Source organism: Streptomyces sp. NPDC001634 (assembly GCF_040298185.1).
GTDB lineage: Bacteria > Actinomycetota > Actinomycetes > Streptomycetales > Streptomycetaceae > Streptomyces.
The window spans coordinates 1-25,705 of record NZ_JBEOZU010000114.1 but is presented as its reverse complement, the minus strand read 5'-3'; the positions used below and the strand labels follow the sequence as shown (position 1 = coordinate 25,705).

Genomic DNA, 25,705 nt, shown 5'->3' with positions numbered 1-25,705 from the left:
GCCGCCGGGTGCGGTGGCGCCGGCGGATAAGCCGCCAGGGGCGCCCCACGTGTTCAGCTAACGCGCCTCAAACGGCGCGGGCCCCGCCGACGGCGGGGCCCGCTCCGTTTCAGCCGCTTTCGCTCACCACGTGGCGCGCACCTGGCGGATGATCCGCCGGCGCAACCGCACCCTGCGGCTGCCGTCGCGGAGCAGGCTCAAGCGGTCCAACTCCCAGTGTCCGTACTCGGCATGATCCGTCAGTAGGCGTGTGGCGTCCTTGCGGGAGACCCCGCGCGGTACGTACACGTCGACAAATTCGTATTCCGGCATCGCATCTATTGTGCGGGCTGGGGCCCGGTACGGATAGCGTCTGCACTATGTCTGATGCTGCGCAGCCCACCGCTGCCGAGGTACGCGCCGCCGCCGAGGCGGTCAAGACCGCACTCGACCGCCACCTGGCCGCGGTCGAGCGCAGGACGGGTGAGGACGACCCGGCCGTCTACGAGGCGTTCAACGAGCTGGCCGCGGCGGCCGAGGAGTACGACGAACTGCTCTACGACCGCTACGACGAGGTCACACCCTTTGAGATCCCCGGTGCGGAGGATGCGCTTCCGCCGTACACGGGTCCCGAGGAGCCGAACGCGCTGAGCGTGCTGATCCGCCGGGATTACGCGGTTGTGGAGCCTCAGCGGCTGCTTGCACAGGCGCAGCGCGTGGAGGCCGCCGACGAGGAGGGCCTGCCGGTGTCGTCGGCCGGCACGGCCCATGGCGCGCTCGGCATCCTGTTCGGGGAGTTCGAACCGGACGAGATCGCCTCCCGGCACAAGGAGTTCGGCCTGGAGGAGGGCGACTCCACACTGTGGGTGACGGCCGCGGACGAACCGGCCGAGCCGGGCGAGTGGCTGGAGGCCCCCTTCGAGCAGATCGATCCGCAGCGGGTCGTCTGCCGCTTCGACGTCAGCGCGGTCTTCGACGACGAGTCGGACGACCTGGATGACGACGACCTGGGACCCGATCCGGAACTGGACGCCGGTCTGGACGACGAGGACCTGGAGCGGCTGGACGCCGAACGCTAGGGCGCGGGCCTTGGCCGGGGGTTCCTCGGCGTGCCGCCCGCTTCGAGTGCCTGTCGGGGGAGGTGCCGAATGGCCTGGGGCCGGTTCGGCACCTCCCCCCACTGCCTCAAGGGCGTGGGGCCCCGGACTCCGCGCTCAGCCGACTGCCGCGACCTGCGGTCCGAGCAGCACGGGCAGGCGAGTGGTCCGGGGCTTGGCCGGGACCTCGGCCACGGCTCGCGGCAGCGCCTGCTCCACCCCGTGCACGACCGACAGATGGCGGCTCGCCCGGCCGAACGCCGTGTACACCCACGGCCGGGTCAGGGCCCCTGCGGCGTCACCCGGCAGCACCACGACCACCGCGCGCCATCTCAGCCCCACCGCCTGGTGCGCGGTCAGTGCCCATCCAAGGCGCACGGACTGCTCCACCCGCTCCTTCGGTACGACAACGGCGGTGCCCGAGCACTCCAGGTGCAGCCCCTCGGCGTCGGCCTTCACGACCCGGCCCGGCAGTGTCCGCCCCGGGGCGGGGGAGTAGGCGATCCGGTCGCCGGGGTCGAAGCCGCCGAAGCGCCCGGGACCGGGATTGAGCCGCTCCTTGAGCGCCGCGTTCAGCGCGCGTGTACCCGCGGCGCCGCCATGACCCGGCGTGATCACCTGTGTCTCCTCGGCCGGGACGCCGATCGCGCGCGGCACGGAGTCCGCGACCAGCTGCACGGTCCGGTGCACCGCCTCTCCGGCGTCCCGCACCGGCACGATCACGACCTCCTTGCCGGGCGCATCGACCTGCGGGAGCTCACCGGCGCCGATCGCCGAGACCAGTTCGCCGAGCGGACCGGGGTCGGGGGTCCGTGAGGCGATCTGCGGGCACACACGGGCGGCGAGCAGATCCGCGAACACCCGCCCGGGACCGGCCGACCACAGCACCCCCGGATCGCCGCTCAGCACCAGCCGGGCGCCATCGGGCAGCGACTCGGTGAGCAGAGCCGCCGCCTCCACGTCCAGCTGGGGCGCGTCGAGCACGATGAGCAGATCGAGATCCAGCGCACCGTCCGCGTCCCGGCCCGGGCCCTCGGTACCGGACAGCAGGCCCCCCACCGTGACGGGCGCAGGGTGCGTCCCCTCCGGCGGCGCTTCCGGCAGATCGAGGCCCGCGAGCAGCGCGGCGAACAGATCGCGGCCGACCGGGTTGTGCGTGGCGGCCCAGGCGCGCATCCCGAGCGCGCATGCCGCGCCCAGCAGCGTGGCCGGCTCGACGTGCGACGCCTCCCCGCCCGTGTGGAGCACCAGACCGTGACCCGAGACCGCGCGGATCAGCTCGGCGGCGGAGCCGTGCGCCGATCGGGCCGCCCTCTCCCACTCCTCGGCCGCGCCATTGTCCTTCGGCACGGAGTTGATCAGCCGGGCCAGTCCGTCGGCGAGGCTCTCCTCCGCGAGCGCGTACCGCTCCAGGCCCACCAGGACGCGGACCGGGCGCTCCTCGTCCTCCTCCTCACCGCCCGGTGCACCGGTCTCCAGGGCGTCCTGGAAGACAAGGGCCTCGCCCTCGGCGATCGTGCTCCGCACGGCCGCTTCGGGGTCCGGCACCGAGCGCTGCGCGAGCGCGGCCTCGAGGGCCGGGACCTCCAGTGTGGTGTGTCCGGCCAGGGCCGCCTGCTCCAGCAGCCAGACCGTGACCGCGCGGGCCCGCCGCTCGTCGTCCGGGCGGCACTCCGCGCCGAGCAGGGCGCGGGCGAACCCGTCGGCGTGCTCGGGCCGCACCCCGGAGACCCGCAGCAACTGCCAGGGGTCCGTGCGCAGGCGTGCCTCCGCCCCCTCACCGAGGACCGCGGTGACCTGGGGGGCGAGGGCGTCGGGGGCGCCGCCCTCGGCCAGGACGGCCCGCACGGCCGAGACAGCCTCCGCGGCGGGCGCCGCGGCCAACGGGGGCGCCTCGGGCTGGGTGCGCCGCACGGGCTCGGGGGCGGAGGGCCTGCGCGGGGCGGGTGCCGGCTCGCTGAAGGCGCTCGGCTTCTCGCCGCTCTCCACGGCCCGCACGGCCGCGAGCAGGTCGGCGGCCGTCCCGGTGAGCTTCCCGCCGGCCTCGATCGGCCCCTTCTTCTCGGCCTTCCGCCGCTCGATCCGCTCCCGCTCGACCCGCTGGGCGGCCAGCTCGGCCTCGGCCTCGGACATCTGCGCCGGCTCGCCGCCGTCCCCCCGGGCGGGCGCCTCTTCACCACCGGGCGCCGCCGCGCTTTCGCCGCCGTCGGTGTCCTCGGCCGGGTCGGAGCCGTCCGCAGCGCCGGGGTCGGGGGACCCCTCGGCCGTACCGGCAACGGTCCCGGCCTCGTCGGCCGGTTCCCCCGGTCGGGAGGCCGTCTCCGTGGTTTCCGGGTCCGTGGTCACAGCGTGCTCCAGTCGTGATCGGGATAGCGGTGCAGCGGGGCCGACACGTCGTCCAGCGCCCGGCAGATCTCGTCGGGAAGACTAAGCGTCTCCACTGACAATGCCGCCGTGAGCTGCTGTGCATTGCGTGCACCCACGATCGGCGCGACCACGCCGGGCCGGTCGCGGACCCATGCGAGCGCCACCTGGAGCGGCGTCGTGGCGAGCCCGTCCGCGGCCGTCTGCACCGCGTCGACGATGCTGCTCGCCGTGTCGTCGAGATAGGGCGCGACGAACGGAGCCATGTGTTCCGACGCCCCGCGCGAGTCGACGGGTGTCGAGTTCCGGTACTTGCCCGTCAGCACGCCCCGGCCCAGCGGGGAGGACGGCAGCAGCCCGACCCCCAGGTCCAGTGCCGCCGGCAGCACCTCGCGCTCCACGCCGCGCTGCAGCAGCGAGTACTCCATCTGCGTACTGGCGATGCGGGTGCGTATGCCGGGCGCCGCGAGCTGCCACGTCGCCGCCTTCGCGAGCTGCCAGCCGCAGAAGTTGGACACGCCCGCATACCGCGCCCGGCCGCTGCTGACCGCGAGGTCGAGCGCCTGCAGGGTCTCCTCGAGCGGGGTGTCGGGGTCGTAGGCGTGGACGTGCCACAGGTCCACGTAGTCCGTGCCGAGGCGGGCGAGTGAGGCGTCCAGCGCCGCGAGCAGATGGCCACGCGAACCGTCGAAGCGGCGGTCGGGGTCGGGCACGCTCCCCGCCTTCGTCGAGATGACCAGGTCCCGGCGCGGCACGAGCCCGTCCATGAGCTGCCCGAGCAGGTACTCGGCCTCGCCGTCCCCGTACACATCGGCCGTGTCGACGAGGGTCCCGCCCGCCTCCCAGAACACCTTCAACTGGTCCGCGGCGTCGTGCTCGTCCGTGTCGCGCCCCCACATCAGGGTGCCGAGTCCGATCCGCGACACACGAAGGCCGGTACGGCCGAGATGCCTCTGCTCCATGAACGCCGACATTACTGGCCGGAACTGGTGGAGTGGGTTGCCTGTGGATAACCGATTTCCCCAGGGCCCACCGGGATTTCCGGCGGTGCGGTGCCGCTCTCCCCTCCGGGGGCACCCCCGCGCTAAGGTCGGCGCTCAAGGGACGTTACTGATCGGTAAGGGGAATCGGCCATGCAGCTCGGGATCAACCTCGGCTACTGGGGCGCCGGAATGGACGCGGACAACCTCGCCGTGGCCCAGGAGGCCGACCGGCTCGGATATGCGGTCTGCTGGGCCGCCGAGGCCTACGGCTCCGACGCGGCCACCGTGCTGACCTGGGTCGCGGCCCAGACCGAACGCATCGACGTGGGCTCGGCCATCTTCCAGATCCCGGCCCGCCAGCCGGCGATGACCGCGATGACCGCCGCCACTCTCGACTCGCTCTCCGGCGGCCGCTTCCGCTTGGGCCTCGGCGTCTCGGGGCCGCAGGTCTCCGAGGGCTGGTACGGCGTCAAGTTCGACAAGCCGCTGACCCGCACCCGGGAGTACGTGGAGATCGTACGGAAGGCGATGACGCGGGAGCGGCTGTCGTACGAGGGCGAGCACTGGACCCTGCCGCTGCCCGGTGGCCCCGGCAAGCCGATCAAGCTGACCGTGCACCCCCAGCGCGAGCACATCCCGCTCTACATCGCCGCGATCGGCCCCAAGAACCTGGAGCAGACCGGCGAGATCGCCGACGGGGCCCTCCTGATCTTCCCCTCGGCCGAGCACCTCGAAGAGGCCGCGATCAGCCATCTGCGCGCCGGGCGCGAGAAGGCGGGCAAGACCCTCGACGGCTTCGACGTGTGCCCCACGCTCCCGCTCGCGGTCGGCGACGACAAGGACGTGCCGGCGCTCGCCGACACCTTCCGCCCCTACACCGCCCTGTACCTCGGCGGCATGGGCAGCCCCAAGCAGAACTTCTACAACCAGCTCGCCCAGCGCATGGGCTACGAGCAGGCGGCCGCCGAGATTCAGCACAAGTACCTGTCCGGCGACAAGCAGGGCGCCGCGGCCGCCGTGCCGCACGAGCTCATCGACCGGACCACCCTGCTGGGCTCCGTGGACCGGATCGCCGACCGGATGAAGGCGTACGCGGCGGCCGGCGTCACCACGCTCACGCTGGCGCCCGCCGGATTCACGCTGCAGGAGCGGATCGCCTCGCTCCGGGCCGGCTCCGAAGCCCTGGAGCGGGCCGGTCTCGCCTGACCCGGGCGGAGAGTCTCCACGGCCGTGGTGGGGGCTCGGGGGTCTTCCCCGCCACGGCCGGTTCACCGGGAACAACGCGTCGGTGCGCCTCTGGTTACGCGCCCGCCCGCGCCGCCCCGTCCTTCGTTCGGCGGAGTTGTCCCGCGCACGTGTTGCCGCACTGCCTGCACCGCATTTGACTCGTTCTTTGCGGAACTCTGCAGAGAGGTGCCAGTGATGCTTTCGGCCAAGAGCTTGTTCCAGGAGATCCTCGACGACGACGAGTCCTTCCGGCTGTTCTGCTCTATCGCGGCCAGCGGGGAGACGCAGGGCGGCTGGGAGAACGCGCGCATCGCCGCGCTCGTGCCGGCGAGCGAGCAGCAGCTCGTCCCCAAGATCACCCGCCACGGTGCTGACGAGGACAAGCACGGGCGGATCTTCAACGCCCTGATGAAGAAGCGCGGTCTCGAACCCGTCCCGGTGCCTCCCGAGACCGACTACACGATGCTTCTGGAGAGACAGGGCATCGGTGTCGCGCACGCGAAGCTCAAGGCAGACCAGCCGCTCACGGTGCAGGACATCATCACCTATCTGGCGCACAGCCGGGTCACCGAACAGCGAGCCGCCGAACAAATGGTGATGCTCCGGAAATACTTCGCCGACCATCCGCAGGTCGGCAAGGCCGTCCGGATGATCTCCGGCGACGAGGACAACCACCTCGCGTACACCCACGAGGAACTGCTGCGCTTCGCAGCCGAGGGACAAGGCCGGTTCATCCAGAGGACGCTGCGAGAATGCGCGCTGGCCGAGATCCGCATCCACCGGGACGTCAGCCTCGCGGTCATGGACCGCATGGGACGCATCCTCGGCTGGTCGAGAGCCAGGTCGGCCCTGCTCGCGGCCGGCATCCACGCCGTGTACGCCTACGAGCGGCTCGCGGGCTGGCGGCGGATGGTGACCCTGCGGATGCCCGAGCGGCGCAACGCGCTCGGCGGGCCCGCCACCCCGGCGCCCGAGTTCGTGTGAACCGCCCCCCACGCGCGTGTGGCGCACAATTCGTGTGAACCGCCCCCCACGCGTGTGGCGCACAAAGGCCCACCCCGCTACAACCAGCCCCGCCGCTTGAACAGCCGGTACAGCAGGACCTCCAGCGCGACCATCGCCAGGATCAGCGCGGGGTACGACCAGAACCAGTGCAGCTCCGGCATGTGGTCGAAGTTCATCCCGTAGATCCCCGCGATCAACGTCGGAACCGCGGCCATCGCCGCCCACGCCGAAATCTTCCGCATGTCGTCGTTCTGCCGCACGCTCGTCTGCGCCAGATGCGCCGACAGCACGTCGGAGACCAGCCGGTCCATACCCTCCACGGACTCGTTCACCCGGGTCAGATGGTCGTTGACGTCACGGAAGAAGGGAAGGGACTTCTCCTGGACGAACGGCACCGCCGTGCCGAACCCCCCTCCCGCCAGCCGGGCCAACGGCAGCGCCAGCGGGCCCGTCGCCCGCCGGAACTCCAGGAGCTGCCTCTTGAACGCGTAGATCCGCGAGGCCGTGTACCGCGAGCCCCCGCCCGAGGGCGAGAAGACCTCCGCCTCCAGCTCCTCCAGGTCGGTCCCCAGCTCGGTCCCCACGGCCAGGTAGTGGTCGACGACGGAGTCGGTGATCGAGTACAGCACCCCGGTCGGCCCGTGCCGCAGCATCTCCGGCTGCTCCTCCAGATGACGGCGGACGGGCCCCAGCGGCATGTCCTCGCCGTGGCGCACGGTGACCACGAAGGAGTCACCGAGGAAGATCATCAGCTCGCCGGTGGAGACGGTGTCCTTGCGCGGCTCGTACGACACCGGCTTGAGAACCATGAACAACGAGTCCTCGTACACCTCCAGCTTGGGCCGCTGGTGTGCCTTCAGAGCGTCCTCGACGGCCAGCGGATGAAGCCCGAACTCCTGGGTGACCAGGTCGAACTCGTTCTCCGTCGGCTCGTACAGGCCGATCCACAGGAAGGCGTTCCCCGAGGCGCGTGCCTCGTCCAACGCGTCGGAGAGGTCCTCGGGCCCCTCGGTCCGGCGCCCGTCGCGGTAGATGGCGCAGTCGATGATCACGGAGCGTATTCTTCCGCCGGGCGGACCGGGCCGCATGCCGAGACGTCGTCGCCGATGCGCCCGCGGAGCCCGGCGGCCCTTGTCACAAGGCGCCTGCAGCTCGCCCGGCACCGGCCGCCGGGCGTCCCTTTACGCTGGACGGCATGCCCACGCTGATCCTCGTCCGGCACGGACGCTCCACCGCCAACACCGCGGGACTGCTCGCCGGCTGGACGCCCGGCGTCGCCCTCGACGAGCGCGGCGCCGCACAGGCCGCCGCCCTGCCCGGGCGACTCGCCGAGGTGCCGATCGCCGAGGTCGTCACGAGCCCCCTGCAGCGCTGCCAGGAGACCATCCAGCCGCTGCTCGACGCCCGCCCCGGACTGCGCACGCACACCGACGAACGGATCGGCGAGTGCCACTACGGCGACTGGTCCGGCCGCAAGCTCGCCGAGCTGAAGGACGAACCCCTGATGGAAGTCGTGCAGGCGCATCCCTCGGCCGCCGCATTCCCCGGCGGCGAGTCGATGCGGGCCATGCAGACCCGCGCCGCGGAGGCGGTACGGGAGTGGAACGCGCGCGTGGAACGCGACCACGGCGCCGACGCCGTGTACCTCATGTGCTCGCACGGTGACATCATCAAATCGCTCGTCGCGGACGCACTCGGACTTCATCTCGACCTGTTCCAGCGGATCTCCGTCGAACCGTGTTCCATCACGGCGATCCGCTACACCCGGCTGCGGCCATTTCTCGTTCGTCTCGGGGACACCGGAGATTTCGCCTCCCTCGTGCCGCGGGAGGAACCCTCAGGTGGAGACGCCACGGTCGGGGGCGGTGCGGGCGCACCGTGATCGTCGGCCGCAGTAGGGTGAAGCGGTCGAACCAGCGCAGTAGTTGTCAGCAAGCCAACAGGGCCGGCGCGGTCAGCCGACCCCGATCCCGATCCAATGGAGACAGGACGTGTCCCGTCAGGTGTTCCTCTACGACCCGCCGGACCGCTTCGTGGCCGGTACGGTCGGGTTGCCCGGGCGCCGTACCTTCTTCCTTCAGGCCTCGGCCGGACCCCGGGTGACCAGCGTGGCCCTGGAGAAGACCCAGGTCGCGGCGCTCGCCGAGCGCATGGACGAGCTTCTCGACGAGGTCGTGCGCCGCAGCGGCGGCAGCGCCGCCGTCCCCGCCGTGGCTCCCGCGGAGATCGCCGACTCGGCTCCGCTCGACACCCCCATCGAGGAGGAGTTCCGCGTCGGTACCATGGCCCTGGCCTGGGACGGCGAGGAGCAGCGCATGATCGTCGAGGCCCAGGCCCTCGTCGAGCTGGACGCCGACTCCGAGGAGGACCTCGCCGAGGCCGAGGAGCGGCTGCTCCAGGACGAGGAGAACGGTCCGCCGATGCTCCGGGTCCGGCTCACCGGAGCGCAGGCCAGAGCCTTTGCCAAACGCGCCCTCGACGTCGTCAACGCCGGGCGGCCGCCCTGCCCCCTGTGCAGCCTCCCGCTCGACCCGGAAGGACACGTATGTCCGCGCCAGAACGGATACCGCCGCGGAGCGTGACCACGGCCGAACTGCTCGCCGAGGGCGAGCTGACCGTGCGCGGACGCATCCGTGACGCATCCAACGCGGCGCTGTACTGCACGGTCTCCTACGACGGGCGGGAAGCCGCCTGCATCTACAAACCGGTCGCCGGGGAGCGGCCCCTGTGGGACTTCCCCGACGGCACGCTGGCGCAGCGCGAGGTCGCCGCCTACGAGGTGTCCGAGGCGACCGGCTGGGGGCTCGTGCCGCCCACCGTGCTGCGCGACGGGCCGTACGGCGAGGGCATGTGCCAGCTGTGGGTCGACGCGGCACCCGACGGTGAGCTGCTCGCCCTGGTGGACGGGGAGGAGCCCGGGCCCGGCTGGAAGGCGATCGGGTTCGCCGAGGTCGGCGACGGGAAGACGGCGCTCCTCGTGCACGCCGACGACGAGCGGCTGCGGCGCCTCGCCGTCCTCGACGCGGTCATCAACAACGCCGACCGCAAGGGCGGCCATCTGCTGCCCGGCGACGAGGGGAGGCTGTACGGCATCGACCACGGCGTGACCTTCAACACGGAGAACAAGCTGCGGACGCTGCTGTGGGGGTGGGCTGGGGAGCCGCTGACGGGGGAGGCGGTCGAGGTCCTCAAGGGGCTCAAAGAGGCCCTGGGGGAGGGCGGAGCGCTGGCCGCACGGCTCGCCGAGCTGATCACCGCCGCCGAGGTCCGGGCCACGCGGACGAGGGTGGGGGCGCTGCTGGAGTCGGGCAAGCACCCGGAGCCGAACGGGGAGTGGCCGGCGATTCCGTGGCCGCCGGTGTGAGGTGACCCGACGCCGGGGCTGGCGGGGGCCGGTGTCGCGTCCCGGGTGCCGGCAGCTTACGGCATGCATACCGGCAGACATCGCGCAAGACCGCCTTCCCGGCCATCCGGCCCGGTCCGGTTCGTATGCGGAACTTCCGGCCGGTTAGGCTCATGACATGCATGCCTGGCCCGCTTCCGAGGTCCCCGCCCTGCCAGGTCAGGGCCGCGACCTGAGGATCCACGACACAGCGACCGGCGGTCTGGTCGCTCTCGACCCCGGTCCCGTCGCCCGTATCTACGTCTGCGGCATCACCCCGTACGACGCGACCCACATGGGTCACGCGGCGACCTACAACGCGTTCGACCTCGTTCAGCGCGTGTGGCTCGACACCAAGCGGCAGGTTCACTACGTACAGAACGTCACCGACGTCGACGACCCCCTCCTGGAGCGCGCACAGCGCGACGGCGTCGACTGGGTGGCCCTCGCCGAGCGGGAGACCACCCTGTTCCGCGAGGACATGACCGCCCTGCGGATGCTGCCCCCGCGGCACTACATAGGCGCCGTGGAGGCGATACCCGGGATCGTGCCGCTCGTCGAGCGACTCAGGGACGCCGGAGCCGCCTACGAGCTCGATGGCGACGTCTACTTCTCCGTGGAGTCCGACCCGAACTTCGGCAAGGTGTCCAACCTGGACGCCGCCGCCATGCGCCTGCTGTCCGCCGAGCGCGGTGGCGACCCGGACCGTCCCGGCAAGAAGAACCCGCTCGACCCGATGCTGTGGATGGCCGCCCGCGAGGGCGAGCCCAGCTGGGACGGCGGTTCACTGGGCCCCGGCCGGCCCGGCTGGCACATCGAGTGCGTGGCCATCGCCCTCGACCACCTGGGCATGGGCTTCGATGTGCAGGGCGGCGGATCCGACCTCGCCTTCCCGCACCACGAGATGGGTGCCTCGCACGCTCAGGTGCTGACCGGCGAGTTCCCGATGGCCAAAGCGTACGTCCACGCCGGGATGGTCGCGCTGGACGGCGAGAAGATGTCCAAGTCCAAGGGCAACCTCGTCTTCGTCTCCCAGCTGCGGCGCGACGGCGTCGACCCGGCCGCCATCCGGCTCACGCTGCTCGCCCATCACTACCGGTCCGACTGGCAGTGGACCGACCAGGTCCTCCAGGACGCCGTGGCGCGGCTCGGCCGCTGGCGCGCCGCGGTCTCCCGGCCGGACGGCCCGCCGGCCGAGGCGCTCGTCGAGGAGATCCGCGAGGCCCTCGCGCACGACCTGGATGCACCGGCCGCGCTCGCCGCGGTCGACCGCTGGGCCGCGCTCCAGCAGGAGAGCGGCGGCACGGACACCGGCGCGCCCGGTGTCGTGTCGCGTGCCGTGGACGCGCTGCTCGGCGTGGCTCTCTGACACATGGCAACGGCGCCGGGCGGAGGTGGATCCGCCCGGCGCCGCTCACTGTCCGGCCGTCACTTGTTCACGATGACGGCCTGTACGGCGTTGCTGCTCGTGTCGTAGATGCCGATGACCTGCTGACCGTAGGCGAATGCCTCCTGGACCTCGTCGTGCGTCACCTGGTTGGGGTTCACCAGGGGGCGCCAGCCGTTGTTGATGAACAGGTAGAGGATCGACGGCTGGCCCGGGAGCGGGGTGACGACGTCCCAGAAGTGCTGGGCGATACCGCTCGTCAGCGACTGGGCCTGGACCGCGCTCGGCAGGACCAGCGGCTGCTCCTGCTGCTGCCCGGCGAGCTGCTGCAGCAACTGCTGGTACGGCTGCTGCTGCCCGAGCTGCTGGAGCTGCTGCTGCAGCTGCGGCGGAATCTGCTGCTGCCCGATGCCCTGCTGCATCTGCGGGCCGAACGGCTGCTGCCCGAACTGCTGCGGCGGCGCCGTGCTCGGGCCCTGCTGGACCATGCCCTGCTGTGCGAACGGCTGCTGCTGGCCGTAGCCGTGTTGTTGCCCTTGCTGACTCATCTGCGGGGTGGTGCTCATGCGGTTGCCACCTTCCGTCATCTGTTGGGCACTTGAGGGTGAACGTCAGCCGGTGACCACCAGGCCGACGATCTCGTCGTCCGAGAACCAGACCCGGACGTCGGGCCGTCCGCCCGCGAAGGCGGCGTGTACCGCCTGGCGGATCTCGGGGGACGGATGGTTCAGATTGCGCCAGGAGCCGGCCACGAACAGCCGGAGCCTGGGCGGGAGTTCCCGCGGATACGGCAGAAGCTCGTCCCAGTACCGTTCGGCCTGGCCCGAGCCGACCGCCTGGGGCAGCAGCCGGGTGACCGCCGCCCTGATGTCGGGCCGGTTGCCGATCCGCTGGGACGCGGGCCGGCCCGGCGCGTCCTGCTGCGGGGAACCCGTGGCCCGCAGCACCGCGCGGGCACGTTCGGGAGACATCGGTTCCTGACCGGCCGCCTTGAGCAGGCCCTGCAGCGCGGCCAGTGCGCCGACCACCACCGGGGAGGCGGAGGAGGTCCCGGAGAATGTGTCCGTGTACCAGGCGATCTCCTCGGCGCCTCCCTGCAGATCGCCGGGCCGGTCCCAGAAGCCGCCGGTCGTCGTCACCTCGCGTCCCCAGCCCTGCGCGTCCACCCGGGCCCCGTAGTTGGAGAACGCGAGCCGGGAGCGGTCCGGGCCGTGATCGCGGCCGTGCGTGCCGGGCGGCGGGGCGCCCGCGCCCGCGAGGACGGCCCCGGAGGACGGGTTCGAGGGGTTGAACGGGTTGCGCCACCACGCGGGGAATTCGTCGGGGCGGCGCTCGTAGACCGCGTCGTCGAGGGACTCGGCACCGTTGCCCGCGGCCTCGACGACGAGGACGCCCCTGGCGGTGGCGTACCGGATGGCGGCGAAGTCGTCCGGCCACCATTCGAGTGCGATGTACCCCTGCTGGTCGTCGCGCTCCTGGAACTCGAACCGCGGCCCCGGACGGTGCAGTTCGACCAGCACGATGTCGCCCGGGCCGAGCCGGTCGGCCGCCGCGTGGATCGCCGCCGCGGTGCCGATGCCCTGGAAGGACGCGGCCGCGGTCACCGCTTCCGGCACGATGCCGGTGATGCCGTGCTCGTTGCGGTCGCCGCCGATCACACCGATGACGGCCGTTCCGTGGTTGCGCCAGGCGAGGTCGGTCAGCGGGGTGCCGACCACGATCCCGGCGAGCTTGGCGGCGAGGTCCTCATGGCCCAGCTGCCAGGCCCCCTCGACGTCGATGACGGTCACGCCCTGGCCACTCCCGCCGGGCCGCTGCCAGGCCCAGTGGGCGTCGATCCCCTCGGGCGCGGGCCGCAGATAGCCCTGGCGGCTGCTGAAGTCGGGCGTAACCGGCGCCCCCTCCTTCAGCCGCCTGCTGTCCTCCGTGCTCTCCGGACTCTCTGCGGTCCCCCCGATCGAGCCGAGGGAGGCGGGCACGGCACCGGGCTTCACATACGCCGTGTCGATCTCCGGAAGCGCCGCCATCCGCGAGCGCAGCTCCTGGGCGCGGTCCCCGCAGCCACGCACCCGGTAGAACAGGCCCAGGTCGGGCACGTTCTCGGCGCCCGCCGTCGCGGACTGCTGCTGCAGCCGCTCCTCGCTGCCGAACAACGGCTCCAGGCCGAGCTGTTCGTCGCCGAGGAACATGTTCAGGGCCGACACATCCGCCCCCGCCGCCGACCGGACGCCCTCGGCGCGGGCACGCAGCCCTGCCTCGGGCCGGGCGACGACGATCAGCTCCTGCTCGGCTCCTCGATAAGTGAATCCCGCCCCGTCGGGCCCCGGCCCGGATGCTCCCGGGCCCTGTGCCGGCTGTACCTGGTCGGTCATCGGGTACCGCTCCCTTCGGTCCTCGCCGTCCCCGGGTCTGCCTTCGGGGCACAACCAAGCACGCCGACGGCGGCCCGTCCAGACCGATTTCAGGAACATGGTTTGGGCACAAGTTGAATTGGGCAACGTGTGCAATCCGTCCGGAAACAGGTGTCACGTCATAATCCGGCCAGATACTGCCGGGACGTCGTCCAACGCCTGTCGGCAACTGCGGCGCACATCGTCAAGTGAGGGGGCGGAGGCGCCGGTCGACCGTGGACCGGAGCAAGGTGCAGATGCCCGGCGAGTTCGTGGACGCCCAGGGCACCGCACGAAACCGGCTGCCGCGCGCGGAAAGAGCGAGGGCGGTGCGCCGGTGCGCACCGCCCTCTCAGTCCTCCGACGAGTCCTCGTCCTCGCCGCCCGGCAGGGGCGGCTTCGGTGGTCTCGTACGACCGCTGGGGTTGTCCTTGCGGTACGAGCCGCTGTCGCCGCCGTCCGCCGTGGCGTGTCCGCCGGGCGGGCTGACGTCCCGCCGCCGCAGATACCGCTCGAACTCGCGGGCGATCGCCTCGCCCGACGCCTCGGGCAGCTCCGCGGTGTCCCGCGCCTCCTCCAGTGTCTGGACGTACTCGGCGACCTCGCTGTCCTCGGCGGCCAGCTGGTCCACGCCCACCTGCCAGGCGCGCGCGTCCTCCGGCAGCTCGCCCAGCGGAATGCGCAGGTCGAGCAGGTCCTCCAGGCGGTTCAGCAGGGCCAGCGTGGCCTTCGGGTTCGGCGGCTGCGACACATAGTGCGGGACCGCCGCCCACAGCGAGACGGCCGGGACGCCCGCGTGCGTGCACGCCTCCTGCAGAACACCCACGATGCCCGTGGGGCCCTCGTACTTGGTCTCCTCCAGATCCATCCGGTGGGCCAGGTCCGGGTCGGACGTTGTCCCGCTGATCGGGACCGGTCGTGTATGGGGGGTATCGCCGAGCAGTGCGCCCAGGATCACCACCAGCTCCACGCCCAGCTCATGGGCGAATCCCAGCAGTTCGTTGCAGAACGAGCGCCAGCGCATGGACGGTTCGATGCCGCGGACCAGCACCAGGTCGCGGGGCTTCTCGCCGCCGACGCGGACCACCGAGAGCCGGGTCGTGGGCCAGGTGATCTTGCGCACCCCGGCCTCCATGAACACAGTGGGGCGGTTCACCTGGAAGTCGTAGTAGTCCTCGGCGTCCAGCGCCGCGAACACCTCGCCCTTCCATTCCCTGTCCAGATGCGCGACCGCGGTGGAGGCGGCGTCGCCGGCATCGTTCCAGCCCTCGAACGCGGCCACCATGACCGGGTCGATCAGCTCGGGAACCCCCTCGAGCTCGATCACCCAGCGCCTCCTTCCGACGTGCCCTCGCGTACGTCCCAACCTTACGGCGTGCGACGGGGGCGCCCGCAGCCCCCTTGCACGGGGGAGTGAACGGATGACTGCCCCGTCCGGGGCCGTCGAACACCCATGATCGCCAAGCCGGGGCACCCCCGGCCGTCAACGCTCCCACCGAGTGCCGGACGTCCGGGGAGAGGTCCGATGTCGACTTTGATCTTGCACTCGGGTGTTCCGCGAAGACGCACTCCGCGGGCGACAGGAGGCACACGGTTACGAATCACAGAGTCGAGCGCAGCCACTGCTCCACCGAGGCGATGTGCACGGTCGCCCACGAGCGGGCCGCCTCCGCGTCGCGGTCGCGCAGGGCGCCGAGGATCGCGCGGTGCTCGTGCAGGGTGCGGCTGACCGCGTCCTCCTGGGTCAGACCGCGCCAGATCCGGGCCCGCGTAGTGGGTCCGGACAGGCCGTCGAGCAGGGAGCACAGCACCGAGTTGCCGGAGCTCTGCACGATGCCCCGGTGGAACTCCAGGTCGCTGGCGACCAGTTCCTCAACCGACGGTTCCGAGCCCAGCTTGTCCAGCTGGGCCGTCAGCGCATCCAGTTGCTGCTCGCTGACGCGTGAGGCCGCCATGGCCGTCGCGGCCGGCTCCAGGATGCGGCGCACCGCGAGGAACTCCAGCACCGTGTCGTCGCGGTGGAAGTCGACGACGAAGCTCAGCGCCTCCAGCAGGAGCTGGGGGTCGAGACTCGTCACATACGTGCCGTCGCCCTGCCGTACGTCCAGGATGCGGATCAGCGACAGAGCCCGCACGGCCTCGCGCAGGGAATTGCGGGACAGCCCGAGCTCGGCGGCGAGCTCGCTCTCCTTGGGCAGGCGGTCGCCGGGACGCAGCGCGCCGGAGACGATCATTTCCTTGATCTTCTCGATCGCCTCATCGGTGACTGCCATGGCAGACCTCCCTTTTGCTCAGACATCCGATGTCTCAGCACATTATGCGGTTCAGTGGGCTGAACGAAGAGGGGAATCCCGATGTCACCTCGGGAAATTCCCCTCCAAGCCGCTCACCGTTCCGCCCGCACGCCCCGCTCGGACCGACGCCTCCAGATCCGCCAGTGCCGCCGCCTCGTCGAGCGTCGTCAACACCCGGTCCCGCATCAGGACCCGGCCGTCGACGACCGTGTCCCGTACATCCGCGGATTGCGCTGCGTACGCCAGCGTCGACCACACGTCGTGCCGCGGACGCAGATGCGGCCCCCCGAGATCGAGCACGATCAGATCGGCCCGCTTGCCCGCCTCCAGCGAGCCCAGCCGGTCGCCGAGCCCGAGCGCGCGGGCGCCCTCGATCGTCGCCATCCGCACCGCCTGCTCGGCTCCGACCGCCGTCGGATCGCCCGCCGCCTTCTGCACCAGCGCCGCCTGCCGCACCACGCCCAGCAGGTCGAGCGTGTTGGAGCTCACCGCCCCGTCCGTACCCAGCCCGACGGTCACCCCCGCGCCCAGCAGCCGGGGCACCGGCGCGATCCCGCAGCCCAGCTTGAGGTTCGACACCGGACAGTGCGCCACCGAGGTGCCCGTACGGGCGAGCGCCGCGACCTCAGGGCCGGTCAGGTCGACGGCGTGCGCCAGCAGCAGATCGGGCCCGAGCAGACCGAGCGAGTCGAGCAGCTCCACCGGCCGCTTGCCGTACCGCACCTCGACGCCGGCCACCTCGGCCGCGTTCTCCGCGGCGTGCATGTGCAGCAGCGCCCCGAACTCCCGTGCCAGCGCGGCGATCTCGGTGAGCTGACCGGGGGCGAGGGTGTATGCCGAGTGCGCGAACAGTGCCGGCCGGAAGCCGGGCCGTGGCGTGCTCCGCCCGGCCAGGTCCCGGCGCGCCCACTCCATGCGCTCCTCGTACGCCCTGCCGTCGGGCGAGTCCGGAACGTCCATGAAGGTCGGCCCGGCCAGCAGCCGCCAGCCCGGGTCCCGCGCGACGTGCTCGGCGACCTCGTGGAACCAGTACATGTCGAGCGCGGCCGTCACCCCGGCCCGCACGCTCTCGGCGACCGCGACCCGCACGGCCGCGGCCACGTTCTTCGGCGACAGCAGCTCGGCCTCCCAGCGCAGGACGCGTTCCAGGAAACCCTGCAGGGTGACGTCGTCGGCGCGGCCACGCAAAAGCGTCATCGCCAGATGCGTATGGGTGTTGACGAGACCCGGCAGCACGAGACAGCCCCCGGCGTCGATGACGGTGCCCACCGAGTCTGCCGGGTACCGCGCCCGCAACTCCCTGGCCCCGCCCACCGCGAGGATCTCACCGTCGCGGACGGCGACGGCGCCGTCCCGTACGACGGTTCCGGCTTCGTCGACCGTCAGGACATCCCCGCCGTGCACGAGCAGATCGATGCGCTCACTCATACCAAGGCCTCGTCCGCCAGCAGCCGCAGCGCCTCCAGCGCGACGACCGCGCCGCGCTCCACGCCCCTGGCCACGACCTCACGGTGCGGGTCGTAGCCACCCGTCGAGAAGGACGCCTTCTCGTCGACCAGTTCGTCGGCGTTGGCACCGTCCACGACGAGCACACCGCCCGCGACCAGCCCACGCAGCGAGGCGGTCACCAGCAGAGCCGACAGCTCCATCTCGATCGCCGCGAGGCCCGCCCCGTCGTACGCGTTCAGCGGGATCAGCCCTGGCTGGAAGGCCGCCCGGGTCCACACGATCCCCCGGTGGTGCGGCACGCCCGCCTCCCGGGCCGCGCGCTGAAGGGCGAAGACCGCCTCGGGCGCGGCCACCGCCGGGTACTCGGGCGGCAGCAACTGCTGCGTCACACCGTCGTCGCGTACGGCCGCCTCCGCGATCACCAGGTCGCCGTCACCGATCCCCGGCTTCATGGCACCCGCCGTACCGAGCCGCACGAACGTGCGGACCCCCGCGTCCGCCAGCTCCTGGAACAGCAGGATCGCGCCCGGCGCACCCACCCCGTGCGAGGCCACCGTCACCGGCACGCGATTCCAACTCCCGCCGAACACCCGGTACTCACGGTGGTACGAGACCTCCTCCGCCCCGTCGAGCAGAGCTGCGACGGCCGCCGCGCGCGCCGGGTCCCCGACGACGACGGCTTGCGGGGGAAGCCCGGTGCGAGGGATGCGGGTGACGGGGGACAGGTCCTGCGTCATGAGGCGACTCCAGTGGATCGTCGAAGGTGCCCTGCACACCGAACACCGTACGCAGCGGCAGTACACGTTCTCTTTCGTCTCGGGTGGAGTCGTTCGTCCGAAGCCGGGGGCATCACACCGCGTCGAACCACTCCTTGCCGGCCGCCCAGTGCTTCACCCAGCCTGCGAAGCCGGACTCGGACGTCGTGAAGCCGAACACCGAACCGAACGGCGAAGCGCCGACGTCGGTGACGTGCCAGACGTGGCCCCGGTGGGGGCCGGTGACGATCAGGTGCCAGTTCATGCCGCACCCATCGGTCCCGAGCACGATCGAGCCGTGGTCGACGACCTGCTCGATGACGGCGTCGGGGTCTTCGTACGGGCCGTCGTCCTCCTCCCACAGCCACATCTGCGTGAGCGGAAACGGCTTGCTCAGCTCCCGGCCCTCCCCGTCGTCGTGCCAGTCGTCGGGCAGCTCGGCCGGCCCCACAAGTCCGTACACCGGCGGCCCCTGGAACGACCCGTCGGACATCTCCGCCACGAAGGTCCTGTATGGCTCGGGCAGCACGATGCCGTGTTCGTCCTCGAAGGCGTGCACCGCCTCCCAGCCCAGGGCCGACTCGCCGCCGTCGTCCACGGCGAACGCCGCACGGAGCGCAGCGAGATCCTCGGGGGTGGCCTGATCGGTGTTCATACGCCCATGGATAACACCTGGCCCTGACAACCAGGCATGCGAAAGGGGCGGCTTCGTGCGGGAAGCTGCCCCTTTCGCGGTACCGGCCCATGGTCAGGGAAGAGGGCCGGTCCCGGGCCTACTTCTTGTCGAGCAGGTCCTGTACCTTGCCGCGCACGTCGTCCGTGGCCAGGCCGCGGATCGTCAGCGTGGTGCGGCGGCGCAGCACGTCGTCCGCCGTCTCGGCCCACTCGTGGTCCCGGGCGTAGACGACCTGCGCCCAGATCTCCGGGGCGTCCGGGTGGACGCGCTCGCCCAGCTCCGGGTTCTCGTTGGCCAGCCGGGCGATGTCGAAGGCCAGCGAACCGTAGTGGGTGGCCAGGTGCTTGGCGGTGTCGGGCGCCATGCGCGGGCCGGGCGCCGGACCGTCGACGACCAGCCGGTGGGCGACCGCACGAGGGTTGGCGATGCCCGGCAGCGGCAGCTTCTTCGGCAGCGAGGAGATCGGCTCGAAGTCGTCGCCGAGCGGACGGCCCGGCAGTGACTCCAGCTTCTGCATGACCGTACGGCCGATGTGCCGGAATGTGGTCCACTTGCCGCCCGCGACCGACAGCATCCCGCCCTTGCCCTCGGTCACGACGGTCTCCCGCTTGGCCTTGGCGGTGTCACCGGGGCCGCCCGGCAGCACCCGCAGACCGGCGAAGGCGTAGGTGATCAGATCACGCTTCAGCTGCTGGTCCCGGACGGAGAAAGCGGCCTCGTCCAGGATCTGCGCGATGTCCTTCTCGTTGACCGCGACATCGGCCGGCTCGCCCTCGAACTCCTCGTCGGTCGTGCCGAGCAGCAGCATGTCCTCCCAGGGGAGGGCGAAAGTGATGCGGTACTTGTCGATCGGAGTGGCCAGCGCCGCCTTCCAGGGGGAGGTGCGCTTGAGGACCAGGTGCACGCCCTTCGACAGGCGTATCGACGGCGCCGCGTTCGGGTCCTCCAGCCTGCGCAGGTGGTCGACCCACGGGCCGGTCGCGTTCAGCACCAGCCGTGCGTCGACCCCGAACTCGTCACCGGACAGCCGGTCCTTCAGTTCGGCACCGGTGACCCGGCCCTTGGTGAATCGCAGTCCGGTGACCTCGGCGTGGTTGAGGACGACCGCGCCCGCCTCGACGGCCGCACGGACCGTCATCAGCGCCATGCGCGCGTCGTTCATCTGGTCGTCGCCGTACACGGCCACGGCCTTCAGGTTCTCGGTGCGCAGCTCCGGCACGTCCTGCTGCGCCTTGGCCGGCGAGAGCAGGTGGCCGACGCCGTCACCGAACGCCGACAGAGCGGAGTAGGCGAAGACGCCCGCCCCGAGCTTCGCCGCGCCGTGCGGCCCGCCCTTGTACACGGGGAGGTAGAACGTGAGCGGATTCGCCAGATGGGGGGCCACCTGGCGAGAGACCGCACGGCGCTCGAAGTGGTTCTCCGCCACCAGCTTCACCGCGCCGGTCTGCAGGTAGCGCAGACCGCCGTGGAGCAGCTTGGAGGAGGCGGAGGAGGTGGCGCCGGCGAAGTCGCCGGCGTCCACCAGCGCCACCCGCAGCCCCGACTGCGCGGCATGCCAGGCCGTGGAGATGCCCAGGATCCCGCCGCCGATCACCAGGAGGTCGTATGTCGCCTTGGACAGCTGCTCCCGGGTCTCGGCGCGGCTCGGGTTGGAGCCGTACGCCGGGTGCGTCCCAAGAGCCGGGACACTCTGCAGGGTGGTCATTGCGAATTACTCCTCGTGTTCGATCCAGCCCATGGTCCGCTCGACGGCCTTGAGCCAGCTCTTGTACTCACGGTCGCGGGTGTCCGCGTCCATGTGGGGCGTCCACTCGGCGGCCCGGCGCCAGTTGGCGCGCAGGTCGTCGGTGCTGGTCCAGAAGCCGACGGCGAGACCGGCGGCGTAGGCGGCGCCGAGGCAGGTGGTCTCGGCGACCATCGGGCGCACCACCGGTGCGTCCAGGACGTCCGAGAGCGTCTGCATCAGCAGGTTGTTGGAGGTCATGCCGCCGTCGACCTTCAGGGCCGCGAGCTCGACGCCCGAGTCCTTCGTCATGGCGTCGGTGATCTCGCGGGTCTGCCAGGCGGTGGCCTCCAGGACGGCGCGCGCGAGGTGCGCCTTGGTGACGTACCGGGTCAGACCGGCGATCACACCGCGGGCGTCGGAGCGCCAGTACGGGGCGAACAGACCGGAGAAGGCCGGTACGAAGTAGGCGCCGCCGTTGTCCTCGACCGACAGCGCGAGCGTCTCGATCTCGGCGGCGGTGCTGATCAGGCCCATCTGGTCGCGCATCCACTGCACCAGGGAGCCGGTGACGGCGATCGAACCCTCCAGGGCGTAGACCGGCTTCTGGTCGCCGATCCGGTAGCCGACCGTGGTCAGCAGGCCCGAGTAGGAGTTGATGATCTTCTCACCGGTGTTCATCAGCATGAAGGTGCCGGTGCCGTAGGTGGACTTGGCCTCGCCCTCGGAGAAACAGGTCTGGCCGAACAGGGCCGCCTGCTGGTCACCGAGCGCGGAGGCGACCGGGATGCCGCCGAGCAGGTCGCCCAGCTTGCCGCCGGTGATCTCGCCGTACACCTCGGCGGAGGAGCGGATCTCGGGCAGCATCGCCAGCGGGACGCCGATGGACTCGGCGATCTTGTCGTCCCACTCCAGCGTGTGCAGGTTCATCAGCATGGTGCGGGAGGCGTTGGTGACGTCGGTGACGTGGTGGCCGCCGTTGACACCGCCGGTCAGGTTCCAGATGACCCAGGTGTCCATGGTGCCGAAGAGAATGTCGCCGGCCTCTGCGCGCTCGCGCAGGCCCTCGACGTTGTCCAGCAGCCAGCGGGCCTTCGGACCGGCGAAGTACGAGGCCAGCGGCAGACCGGTCTCGCGGCGGAAGCGGTCCTGGCCCACGTTGCGGCCGAGCTCCTTGCAGAGCGCGTCGGTGCGGGTGTCCTGCCAGACGATGGCGTTGTGGACGGGCTCACCGGTGTTCTTGTCCCACAGCACGGTGGTCTCGCGCTGGTTGGTGATGCCGATCGCCTTGATGTCGTCCCGGGTGATGCCGGCCTTCTCGACGGCTCCGGCGACGACTTCCTGGACGTTGGTCCAGATCTCGATGGCGTTGTGCTCGACCCAGCCCGGCTTGGGGAAGATCTGCTCGTGCTCCTTCTGGTCGACGGAGACGATACGGCCGTCCCGGTCGAAGATGATGCAGCGCGACGAGGTCGTGCCCTGGTCGATGGCGGCGATGAAGGGGCCGGCGGTGTGTGCGTCGGTCACAGTGTGCTCCTGAAGTTCCACGAATATGAGGGGCGGTCTTTACGGCGCGTTGCTGACGGGCGGTGCCTGGGCAAGGTCACATCTCAAGCAAAGGCGACGTTGTAGATGCCTGCGGCGATCGCCGCGCCGATCAGAGGACCGACGACGGGTACCCAGGCGTAGCCCCAGTCGGAACCGCCCTTGTTGGGCAGGGGCAGAAGGGCGTGCACGATACGGGGACCGAGGTCACGGGCGGGGTTGATCGCGTAGCCGGTCGGGCCACCCAGCGAGAGGCCGATGCCGACCACCACGAGCGAGGTGATCAGGGCGCCGAGGGTGCCCAGGCCGTTGCCCTTGTCATTGAGGCCCTGCGTCAGGACAGCGAGCACCAGCACGATCGTGCCGATGATCTCCGTGGCGAGGTTCTGCACCGCGTTCCGGATCTCGGGGCCGGTGGAGAAGATGCCGAGCACGGGGCCGGCCTCGACTTCCTGCGCCTCGGCGGCCTTGGTGGCCTGCGCACCCGGACCGCCGACGATCTCCCGGTCGGTGAGGTGGGCCTGGAACTGACCGGCGTAGGCGACCCAGACCAGGGTGGCGCCGATCATGGCGCCGAGCAGCTGTCCGGCCCAGTAGACCGGGACGTTGCTCCAGTCGTTGTCCTTGATCGCGAGGGCGAGCGTCACGGCCGGGTTGAGGTGGGCGCCGGAGAGCGGTGCCGAGGTGTAAACCGCCGTGAGGACGGCGAAACCCCACCCGAAGGTGATGGCGAGCCAACCGGCGTTACGGGCCTTGGAGGCCTTCAGGGTCACGGCGGCGCAGACGCCGCCGCCGAGCAGGATGAGTATGGCGGTACCGATGGTCTCGCCGATGAAGATGTCGGAGCTGGACACCCGCGACTCCTTTGTCCTTCGTCCAGGGGAAGGCGAACCCCGGGTCCCTCCGGTGGTCCGCGCCCTCGGGGGTGAGAGCGATGCCGGCCCTTGGCGTTGTCACACTCTAGCGTTTATTGCCGGAAGGTGTTCGACAATGCCGACCGATGGACGGGAGTCTCGCTTCCGGTTCGCCGGGACGTCAAGAGGCCTGTTATCGAAAGCAGGATCGTTATTGATCGCTGCGAGTCATCGATCCCGGTACCGGTGCGTACCGCGTGCGAGCAGGTACGTTTCGTGGTTACGCGGCGCTACGGACAGGCGCCCGCGCCGGACCGCAACGGGCCCTGGCTCCGCTGTGCGGGCAGCCCGAAGAGCCGGTACGTCACCGTCGTACCGGCTGATGGAAGCAACGGGACCCGGCCGTGGGGATCCCCGGGTGCAGGGGCTCAGAACCGCCCTGCGCCCAGGTCCCGCGACACCGCGCGGGCGCAGTCGCGGACCGCCGCGATCAGCTCCGGGAGCAGTTCCCCGTCCCGGCACACGCGCTCCACGGCGCCGGTGATGCCCACCGCGCCCACGGGCATCCGCCGCCGGTCGTGAATGGGCGCGGCCACCGAGGCCACACCGGTCCACGTCTCCTCGACATCGGCCGCGTACCCACGGGCGCGCGTGATGTCGAGGATGTGCTCGAAACCGTCCAGCTCACACACGGTCCGGTCGGTGAACGCCTTCCGGTCCGCCTCCAGCGCCTCGCTGTGCGCGACCGGGTCGTACGCCGACAGCACCTTGCCCAGGGCCGTGGAGTGCAGCGGCTGCATGGCCCCGATCTCCAGGACCTGCCGGCTGTCGTCGGGCCGGAAGACGTGGTGCACGATCAGCACACCGTGCTGGTGCAGCACCCCCAGATACACGCTCTCCCCGCTGGAGCGGGCCAGGTCGTCCGTCCACACCAGGGCGCGCGCCCGCAGCTCGTGCACGTCGAGGTAGGTGGTCCCCAGCCGCAGCAGCTCGGCCCCCAGCTGATAGCGGCCCGAGGCCGCGTCCTGCTCGACGAACCCCTCCTGCTGGAGCGTGCGGAGTATGCCGTGGGCCGTGCCCTTGGCAAGGCCCAGTGACGAGGCGATGTCCGACAGGCCGAGCCGTCGCTCGCCGCCCGCGAGCAACCGCAGCATCGCGGCCGCCCGTTCGAGCGACTGGATGTTCCGTGCCATCGCCGTCCTGCCCTCCGTTCGCTTCGACCATCGGGCCGACAGCCGTATCCACTTCGACCGCCGGCCGACAGTCGCGTTACCGTCGTTCGGCAATGCCGAACACTACCGGTCGTTGCCGACCTCCCGCTAATGGGTGGTCTCCATCCGTTCCACAGAAATCCCCACGCGGATCACGTGAGCCACGCCCCGTCCGCCCCGTGGACGGCCTGACCGTACGGCCTGCTCCCGGGCTACCCTGGCCGCGTGCGTCTTCCGTGGGAAGCGCAAAGCCGACAGCCGTCGCACTCCAGGGAGCATCTTCCATGGCCTCGTTGCCGAATCCGTCCCTTTCGTCCGCCTCCGCCGACAACCGGACCCGAACCGACGCCCTTCGGGAAGCCCTCGCCACCCGTGTCGTGGTGGCCGACGGCGCGATGGGCACGATGCTCCAGGCCCAGGACCCGACGCTGGAGGACTTCGAGGGCCTCGAAGGCTGTAACGAGATCCTGAACCTGACCCGGCCCGACATCGTCCGCTCCGTCCACGAGGCGTACTTCGCGGTGGGCGTCGACTGCGTGGAGACGAACACGTTCGGGGCCAACCACTCCGCCCTCGGCGAGTACGACATCCCCGAGCGCGTCCACGAGCTGTCCGAGGCCGGCGCCCGGGTCGCCCGCGAGGTCGCCGACGAGTTCACCGCGCGGGACGGCCGGCTCCGCTGGGTCCTCGGCTCGATGGGCCCGGGAACCAAGCTGCCGACCCTCGGCCACGCCCCGTACACCACCCTGCGCGACGCCTACCAGCGCAACGCCGAGGGCCTGGTCACCGGCGGCGCTGACGCGCTGCTCGTGGAGACCACCCAGGACCTGCTGCAGACCAAGGCCGCCGTCCTCGGCGCCCGCCGTGGCCTCGACGCCCTCGGCCTGGACCTGCCCGTGATCGTGTCGGTCACCGTCGAGACCACCGGCACCATGCTGCTCGGCTCCGAGATCGGCGCCGCGCTCACCGCGCTGGAACCGCTCGGCATCGACATGATCGGCCTGAACTGCGCCACCGGCCCGGCCGAGATGAGCGAGCACCTGCGCTACCTCGCCCGCAACGCCCGCATCCCGCTGTCCTGCATGCCCAACGCGGGCCTGCCCGTCCTCGGCAAGGACGGCGCCCACTACCCGCTGACCGCGCCCGAGTTGGCCGACGCCCAGGAGACCTTCGTCCGCGAGTACGGCCTCTCCCTGGTCGGCGGCTGCTGCGGCACCACCCCCGAGCATCTGCGCCAGGTCGTCGAGCGCGTCCGGGACCTCACCCCGACCGAGCGCGACCCGAGCCCCGAGCCCGGCGCCGCCTCCCTGTATCAGTCGGTGCCGTTCCGTCAGGACACCTCCTATCTGGCGATCGGGGAGCGTACGAACGCGAACGGGTCGAA

At 71.1% G+C, this 25,705-nt stretch carries 23 protein-coding genes; 8 read left to right on the top strand and 15 right to left on the bottom strand.

Going from position 1 to position 25,705, the window contains the following annotated elements; translation table 11 throughout:
• Positions 1 to 123: 123 nt before the first annotated feature.
• The gene (locus ABT186_RS42465) at positions 124 to 312 is read right to left on the bottom strand and encodes a DUF5703 family protein (protein WP_005485166.1); all 189 of its coding nucleotides are present in this window, start codon (positions 310 to 312) and stop codon (positions 124 to 126) included.
• 47 nt (positions 313 to 359) lie between these two features.
• Between ABT186_RS42465 and ABT186_RS42460 the strand changes: the two genes are divergently transcribed.
• Complete coding sequence (locus ABT186_RS42460) at positions 360 to 1,058, top strand: hypothetical protein (protein WP_351237985.1); 699 nt, start codon at positions 360 to 362, stop codon at positions 1,056 to 1,058.
• A 135-nt stretch (positions 1,059 to 1,193) separates the two neighbouring features.
• Here the strand turns inward: ABT186_RS42460 and ABT186_RS42455 are convergent, their stop codons facing one another.
• Both ABT186_RS42455 and ABT186_RS42450 read right to left on the bottom strand, forming a co-directional pair.
• The gene (locus tag ABT186_RS42455; protein ID WP_351929697.1) at positions 1,194 to 3,422 is read right to left on the bottom strand and encodes a helix-hairpin-helix domain-containing protein; all 2,229 of its coding nucleotides are present in this window, start codon (positions 3,420 to 3,422) and stop codon (positions 1,194 to 1,196) included.
• Positions 3,419 to 4,402 carry an aldo/keto reductase gene (locus tag ABT186_RS42450; protein ID WP_351232449.1) on the bottom strand — a complete coding sequence of 328 codons (984 nt, stop codon included), beginning with the start codon at positions 4,400 to 4,402 and terminating at the stop codon, positions 3,419 to 3,421. Before ABT186_RS42450 ends, ABT186_RS42455 begins: the two co-directional genes overlap by 4 nt.
• A 171-nt stretch (positions 4,403 to 4,573) precedes the next feature.
• Here ABT186_RS42450 and ABT186_RS42445 point away from each other — a divergent pair, with 171 nt between their 5' ends.
• Both ABT186_RS42445 and ABT186_RS42440 read left to right on the top strand, forming a co-directional pair.
• Entirely contained in the window at positions 4,574 to 5,629 is a 1,056-nt protein-coding gene (locus ABT186_RS42445; RefSeq protein WP_351232447.1) for an LLM class F420-dependent oxidoreductase, read from the top strand.
• Between the two features lie 216 nt (positions 5,630 to 5,845).
• Entirely contained in the window at positions 5,846 to 6,634 is a 789-nt protein-coding gene (locus ABT186_RS42440) for a ferritin-like domain-containing protein (RefSeq protein WP_351929695.1), read from the top strand.
• A gap of 77 nt (positions 6,635 to 6,711) precedes the next feature.
• Here ABT186_RS42440 and ABT186_RS42435 read toward each other — a convergent pair whose 3' ends face one another.
• The gene (locus tag ABT186_RS42435; RefSeq protein ID WP_351232443.1) at positions 6,712 to 7,707 is read right to left on the bottom strand and encodes a magnesium and cobalt transport protein CorA; all 996 of its coding nucleotides are present in this window, start codon (positions 7,705 to 7,707) and stop codon (positions 6,712 to 6,714) included.
• A gap of 143 nt (positions 7,708 to 7,850) precedes the next feature.
• On the opposite strand from ABT186_RS42435, the gene ABT186_RS42430 reads away from it, so the two are divergent.
• The 4 genes from ABT186_RS42430 to mshC all read left to right on the top strand — a co-directional run bounded on the left by ABT186_RS42430 (position 7,851) and on the right by mshC (position 11,406).
• Complete coding sequence (locus ABT186_RS42430; protein ID WP_351232441.1) at positions 7,851 to 8,537, top strand: histidine phosphatase family protein; 687 nt, start codon at positions 7,851 to 7,853, stop codon at positions 8,535 to 8,537.
• 109 nt (positions 8,538 to 8,646) lie between these two features.
• Complete coding sequence (locus ABT186_RS42425; protein WP_351232439.1) at positions 8,647 to 9,237, top strand: DUF3090 domain-containing protein; 591 nt, start codon at positions 8,647 to 8,649, stop codon at positions 9,235 to 9,237.
• Complete coding sequence (locus ABT186_RS42420) at positions 9,201 to 10,019, top strand: SCO1664 family protein (protein WP_351929693.1); 819 nt, start codon at positions 9,201 to 9,203, stop codon at positions 10,017 to 10,019. The genes ABT186_RS42425 and ABT186_RS42420 overlap by 37 nt, the downstream gene beginning before the upstream one ends.
• 157 nt (positions 10,020 to 10,176) lie before the next feature.
• Positions 10,177 to 11,406: a cysteine--1-D-myo-inosityl 2-amino-2-deoxy-alpha-D-glucopyranoside ligase gene (gene mshC, locus ABT186_RS42415; protein ID WP_351232435.1), complete on the top strand. Its 1,230-nt coding sequence runs from the start codon at positions 10,177 to 10,179 to the stop codon at positions 11,404 to 11,406.
• A gap of 59 nt (positions 11,407 to 11,465) precedes the next feature.
• Here the strand turns inward: mshC and ABT186_RS42410 are convergent, their stop codons facing one another.
• The 11 genes from ABT186_RS42410 to ABT186_RS42360 all read right to left on the bottom strand — a co-directional run bounded on the left by ABT186_RS42410 (position 11,466) and on the right by ABT186_RS42360 (position 24,303).
• Entirely contained in the window at positions 11,466 to 11,990 is a 525-nt protein-coding gene (locus ABT186_RS42410) for a hypothetical protein (protein WP_351232434.1), read from the bottom strand.
• Between the two features lie 45 nt (positions 11,991 to 12,035).
• Entirely contained in the window at positions 12,036 to 13,796 is a 1,761-nt protein-coding gene (locus ABT186_RS42405) for a S8 family peptidase (RefSeq protein ID WP_351232432.1), read from the bottom strand.
• A gap of 370 nt (positions 13,797 to 14,166) precedes the next feature.
• A complete protein-coding gene (locus ABT186_RS42400; protein ID WP_351232430.1) occupies positions 14,167 to 15,141 on the bottom strand; it encodes a PAC2 family protein in 975 nt (324 codons plus the stop codon).
• Between the two features lie 274 nt (positions 15,142 to 15,415).
• Positions 15,416 to 16,087 carry a FadR/GntR family transcriptional regulator gene (locus ABT186_RS42395; protein ID WP_351232428.1) on the bottom strand — a complete coding sequence of 224 codons (672 nt, stop codon included), beginning with the start codon at positions 16,085 to 16,087 and terminating at the stop codon, positions 15,416 to 15,418.
• Between the two features lie 84 nt (positions 16,088 to 16,171).
• Entirely contained in the window at positions 16,172 to 17,536 is a 1,365-nt protein-coding gene (locus ABT186_RS42390) for an amidohydrolase (RefSeq protein WP_351929691.1), read from the bottom strand.
• Complete coding sequence (locus ABT186_RS42385) at positions 17,533 to 18,294, bottom strand: nucleoside phosphorylase (RefSeq protein ID WP_351929689.1); 762 nt, start codon at positions 18,292 to 18,294, stop codon at positions 17,533 to 17,535. Before ABT186_RS42385 ends, ABT186_RS42390 begins: the two co-directional genes overlap by 4 nt.
• Positions 18,295 to 18,406: 112 nt before the next feature.
• Complete coding sequence (locus ABT186_RS42380; RefSeq protein ID WP_351232424.1) at positions 18,407 to 18,967, bottom strand: SMI1/KNR4 family protein; 561 nt, start codon at positions 18,965 to 18,967, stop codon at positions 18,407 to 18,409.
• Positions 18,968 to 19,085: 118 nt separating this feature from the next.
• On the bottom strand, positions 19,086 to 20,693 hold the full coding sequence (locus ABT186_RS42375; protein ID WP_351232422.1) for a glycerol-3-phosphate dehydrogenase/oxidase: 1,608 nt from the start codon (positions 20,691 to 20,693) through the stop codon (positions 19,086 to 19,088).
• Between the two features lie 6 nt (positions 20,694 to 20,699).
• Entirely contained in the window at positions 20,700 to 22,238 is a 1,539-nt protein-coding gene (gene glpK / locus ABT186_RS42370) for a glycerol kinase GlpK (protein ID WP_351929687.1), read from the bottom strand.
• Positions 22,239 to 22,321: 83 nt separating this feature from the next.
• Positions 22,322 to 23,110, bottom strand: a complete 789-nt coding sequence (locus ABT186_RS42365) for an MIP/aquaporin family protein (protein ID WP_351232418.1) — start codon at positions 23,108 to 23,110, stop codon at positions 22,322 to 22,324.
• A 428-nt stretch (positions 23,111 to 23,538) separates the two neighbouring features.
• On the bottom strand, positions 23,539 to 24,303 hold the full coding sequence (locus ABT186_RS42360; RefSeq protein WP_351232416.1) for an IclR family transcriptional regulator: 765 nt from the start codon (positions 24,301 to 24,303) through the stop codon (positions 23,539 to 23,541).
• A gap of 302 nt (positions 24,304 to 24,605) precedes the next feature.
• Here ABT186_RS42360 and ABT186_RS42355 point away from each other — a divergent pair.
• On the top strand, positions 24,606 to 25,705 hold a 1,100-nt coding region (locus tag ABT186_RS42355), incomplete at its 3' end, for a homocysteine S-methyltransferase family protein (RefSeq protein WP_351929685.1).

Bases quoted from the DNA above. Each gene is read 5' to 3' on its own strand.
- ABT186_RS42465 (WP_005485166.1), bottom strand. From the start codon at position 312: ATGCCGGAATACGAATTTGTCGACGTGTACGTACCGCGCGGGGTCTCC.
- ABT186_RS42460 (WP_351237985.1), top strand. From the start codon at position 360: ATGTCTGATGCTGCGCAGCCCACCGCTGCCGAGGTACGCGCCGCCGCC.
- ABT186_RS42450 (WP_351232449.1), bottom strand. From the start codon at position 4,402: ATGGAGCAGAGGCATCTCGGCCGTACCGGCCTTCGTGTGTCGCGGATC.
- ABT186_RS42445 (WP_351232447.1), top strand. From the start codon at position 4,574: ATGCAGCTCGGGATCAACCTCGGCTACTGGGGCGCCGGAATGGACGCG.
- ABT186_RS42440 (WP_351929695.1), top strand. From the start codon at position 5,846: ATGCTTTCGGCCAAGAGCTTGTTCCAGGAGATCCTCGACGACGACGAG.
- ABT186_RS42430 (WP_351232441.1), top strand. From the start codon at position 7,851: ATGCCCACGCTGATCCTCGTCCGGCACGGACGCTCCACCGCCAACACC.
- ABT186_RS42420 (WP_351929693.1), top strand. From the start codon at position 9,201: ATGTCCGCGCCAGAACGGATACCGCCGCGGAGCGTGACCACGGCCGAA.
- mshC (WP_351232435.1), top strand. From the start codon at position 10,177: ATGCATGCCTGGCCCGCTTCCGAGGTCCCCGCCCTGCCAGGTCAGGGC.
- ABT186_RS42410 (WP_351232434.1), bottom strand. From the start codon at position 11,990: ATGAGCACCACCCCGCAGATGAGTCAGCAAGGGCAACAACACGGCTAC.
- ABT186_RS42405 (WP_351232432.1), bottom strand. From the start codon at position 13,796: ATGACCGACCAGGTACAGCCGGCACAGGGCCCGGGAGCATCCGGGCCG.
- ABT186_RS42395 (WP_351232428.1), bottom strand. From the start codon at position 16,087: ATGGCAGTCACCGATGAGGCGATCGAGAAGATCAAGGAAATGATCGTC.
- ABT186_RS42390 (WP_351929691.1), bottom strand. From the start codon at position 17,536: ATGAGTGAGCGCATCGATCTGCTCGTGCACGGCGGGGATGTCCTGACG.
- ABT186_RS42385 (WP_351929689.1), bottom strand. From the start codon at position 18,294: ATGACGCAGGACCTGTCCCCCGTCACCCGCATCCCTCGCACCGGGCTT.
- ABT186_RS42380 (WP_351232424.1), bottom strand. From the start codon at position 18,967: ATGAACACCGATCAGGCCACCCCCGAGGATCTCGCTGCGCTCCGTGCG.
- ABT186_RS42375 (WP_351232422.1), bottom strand. From the start codon at position 20,693: ATGACCACCCTGCAGAGTGTCCCGGCTCTTGGGACGCACCCGGCGTAC.
- ABT186_RS42360 (WP_351232416.1), bottom strand. From the start codon at position 24,303: ATGGCACGGAACATCCAGTCGCTCGAACGGGCGGCCGCGATGCTGCGG.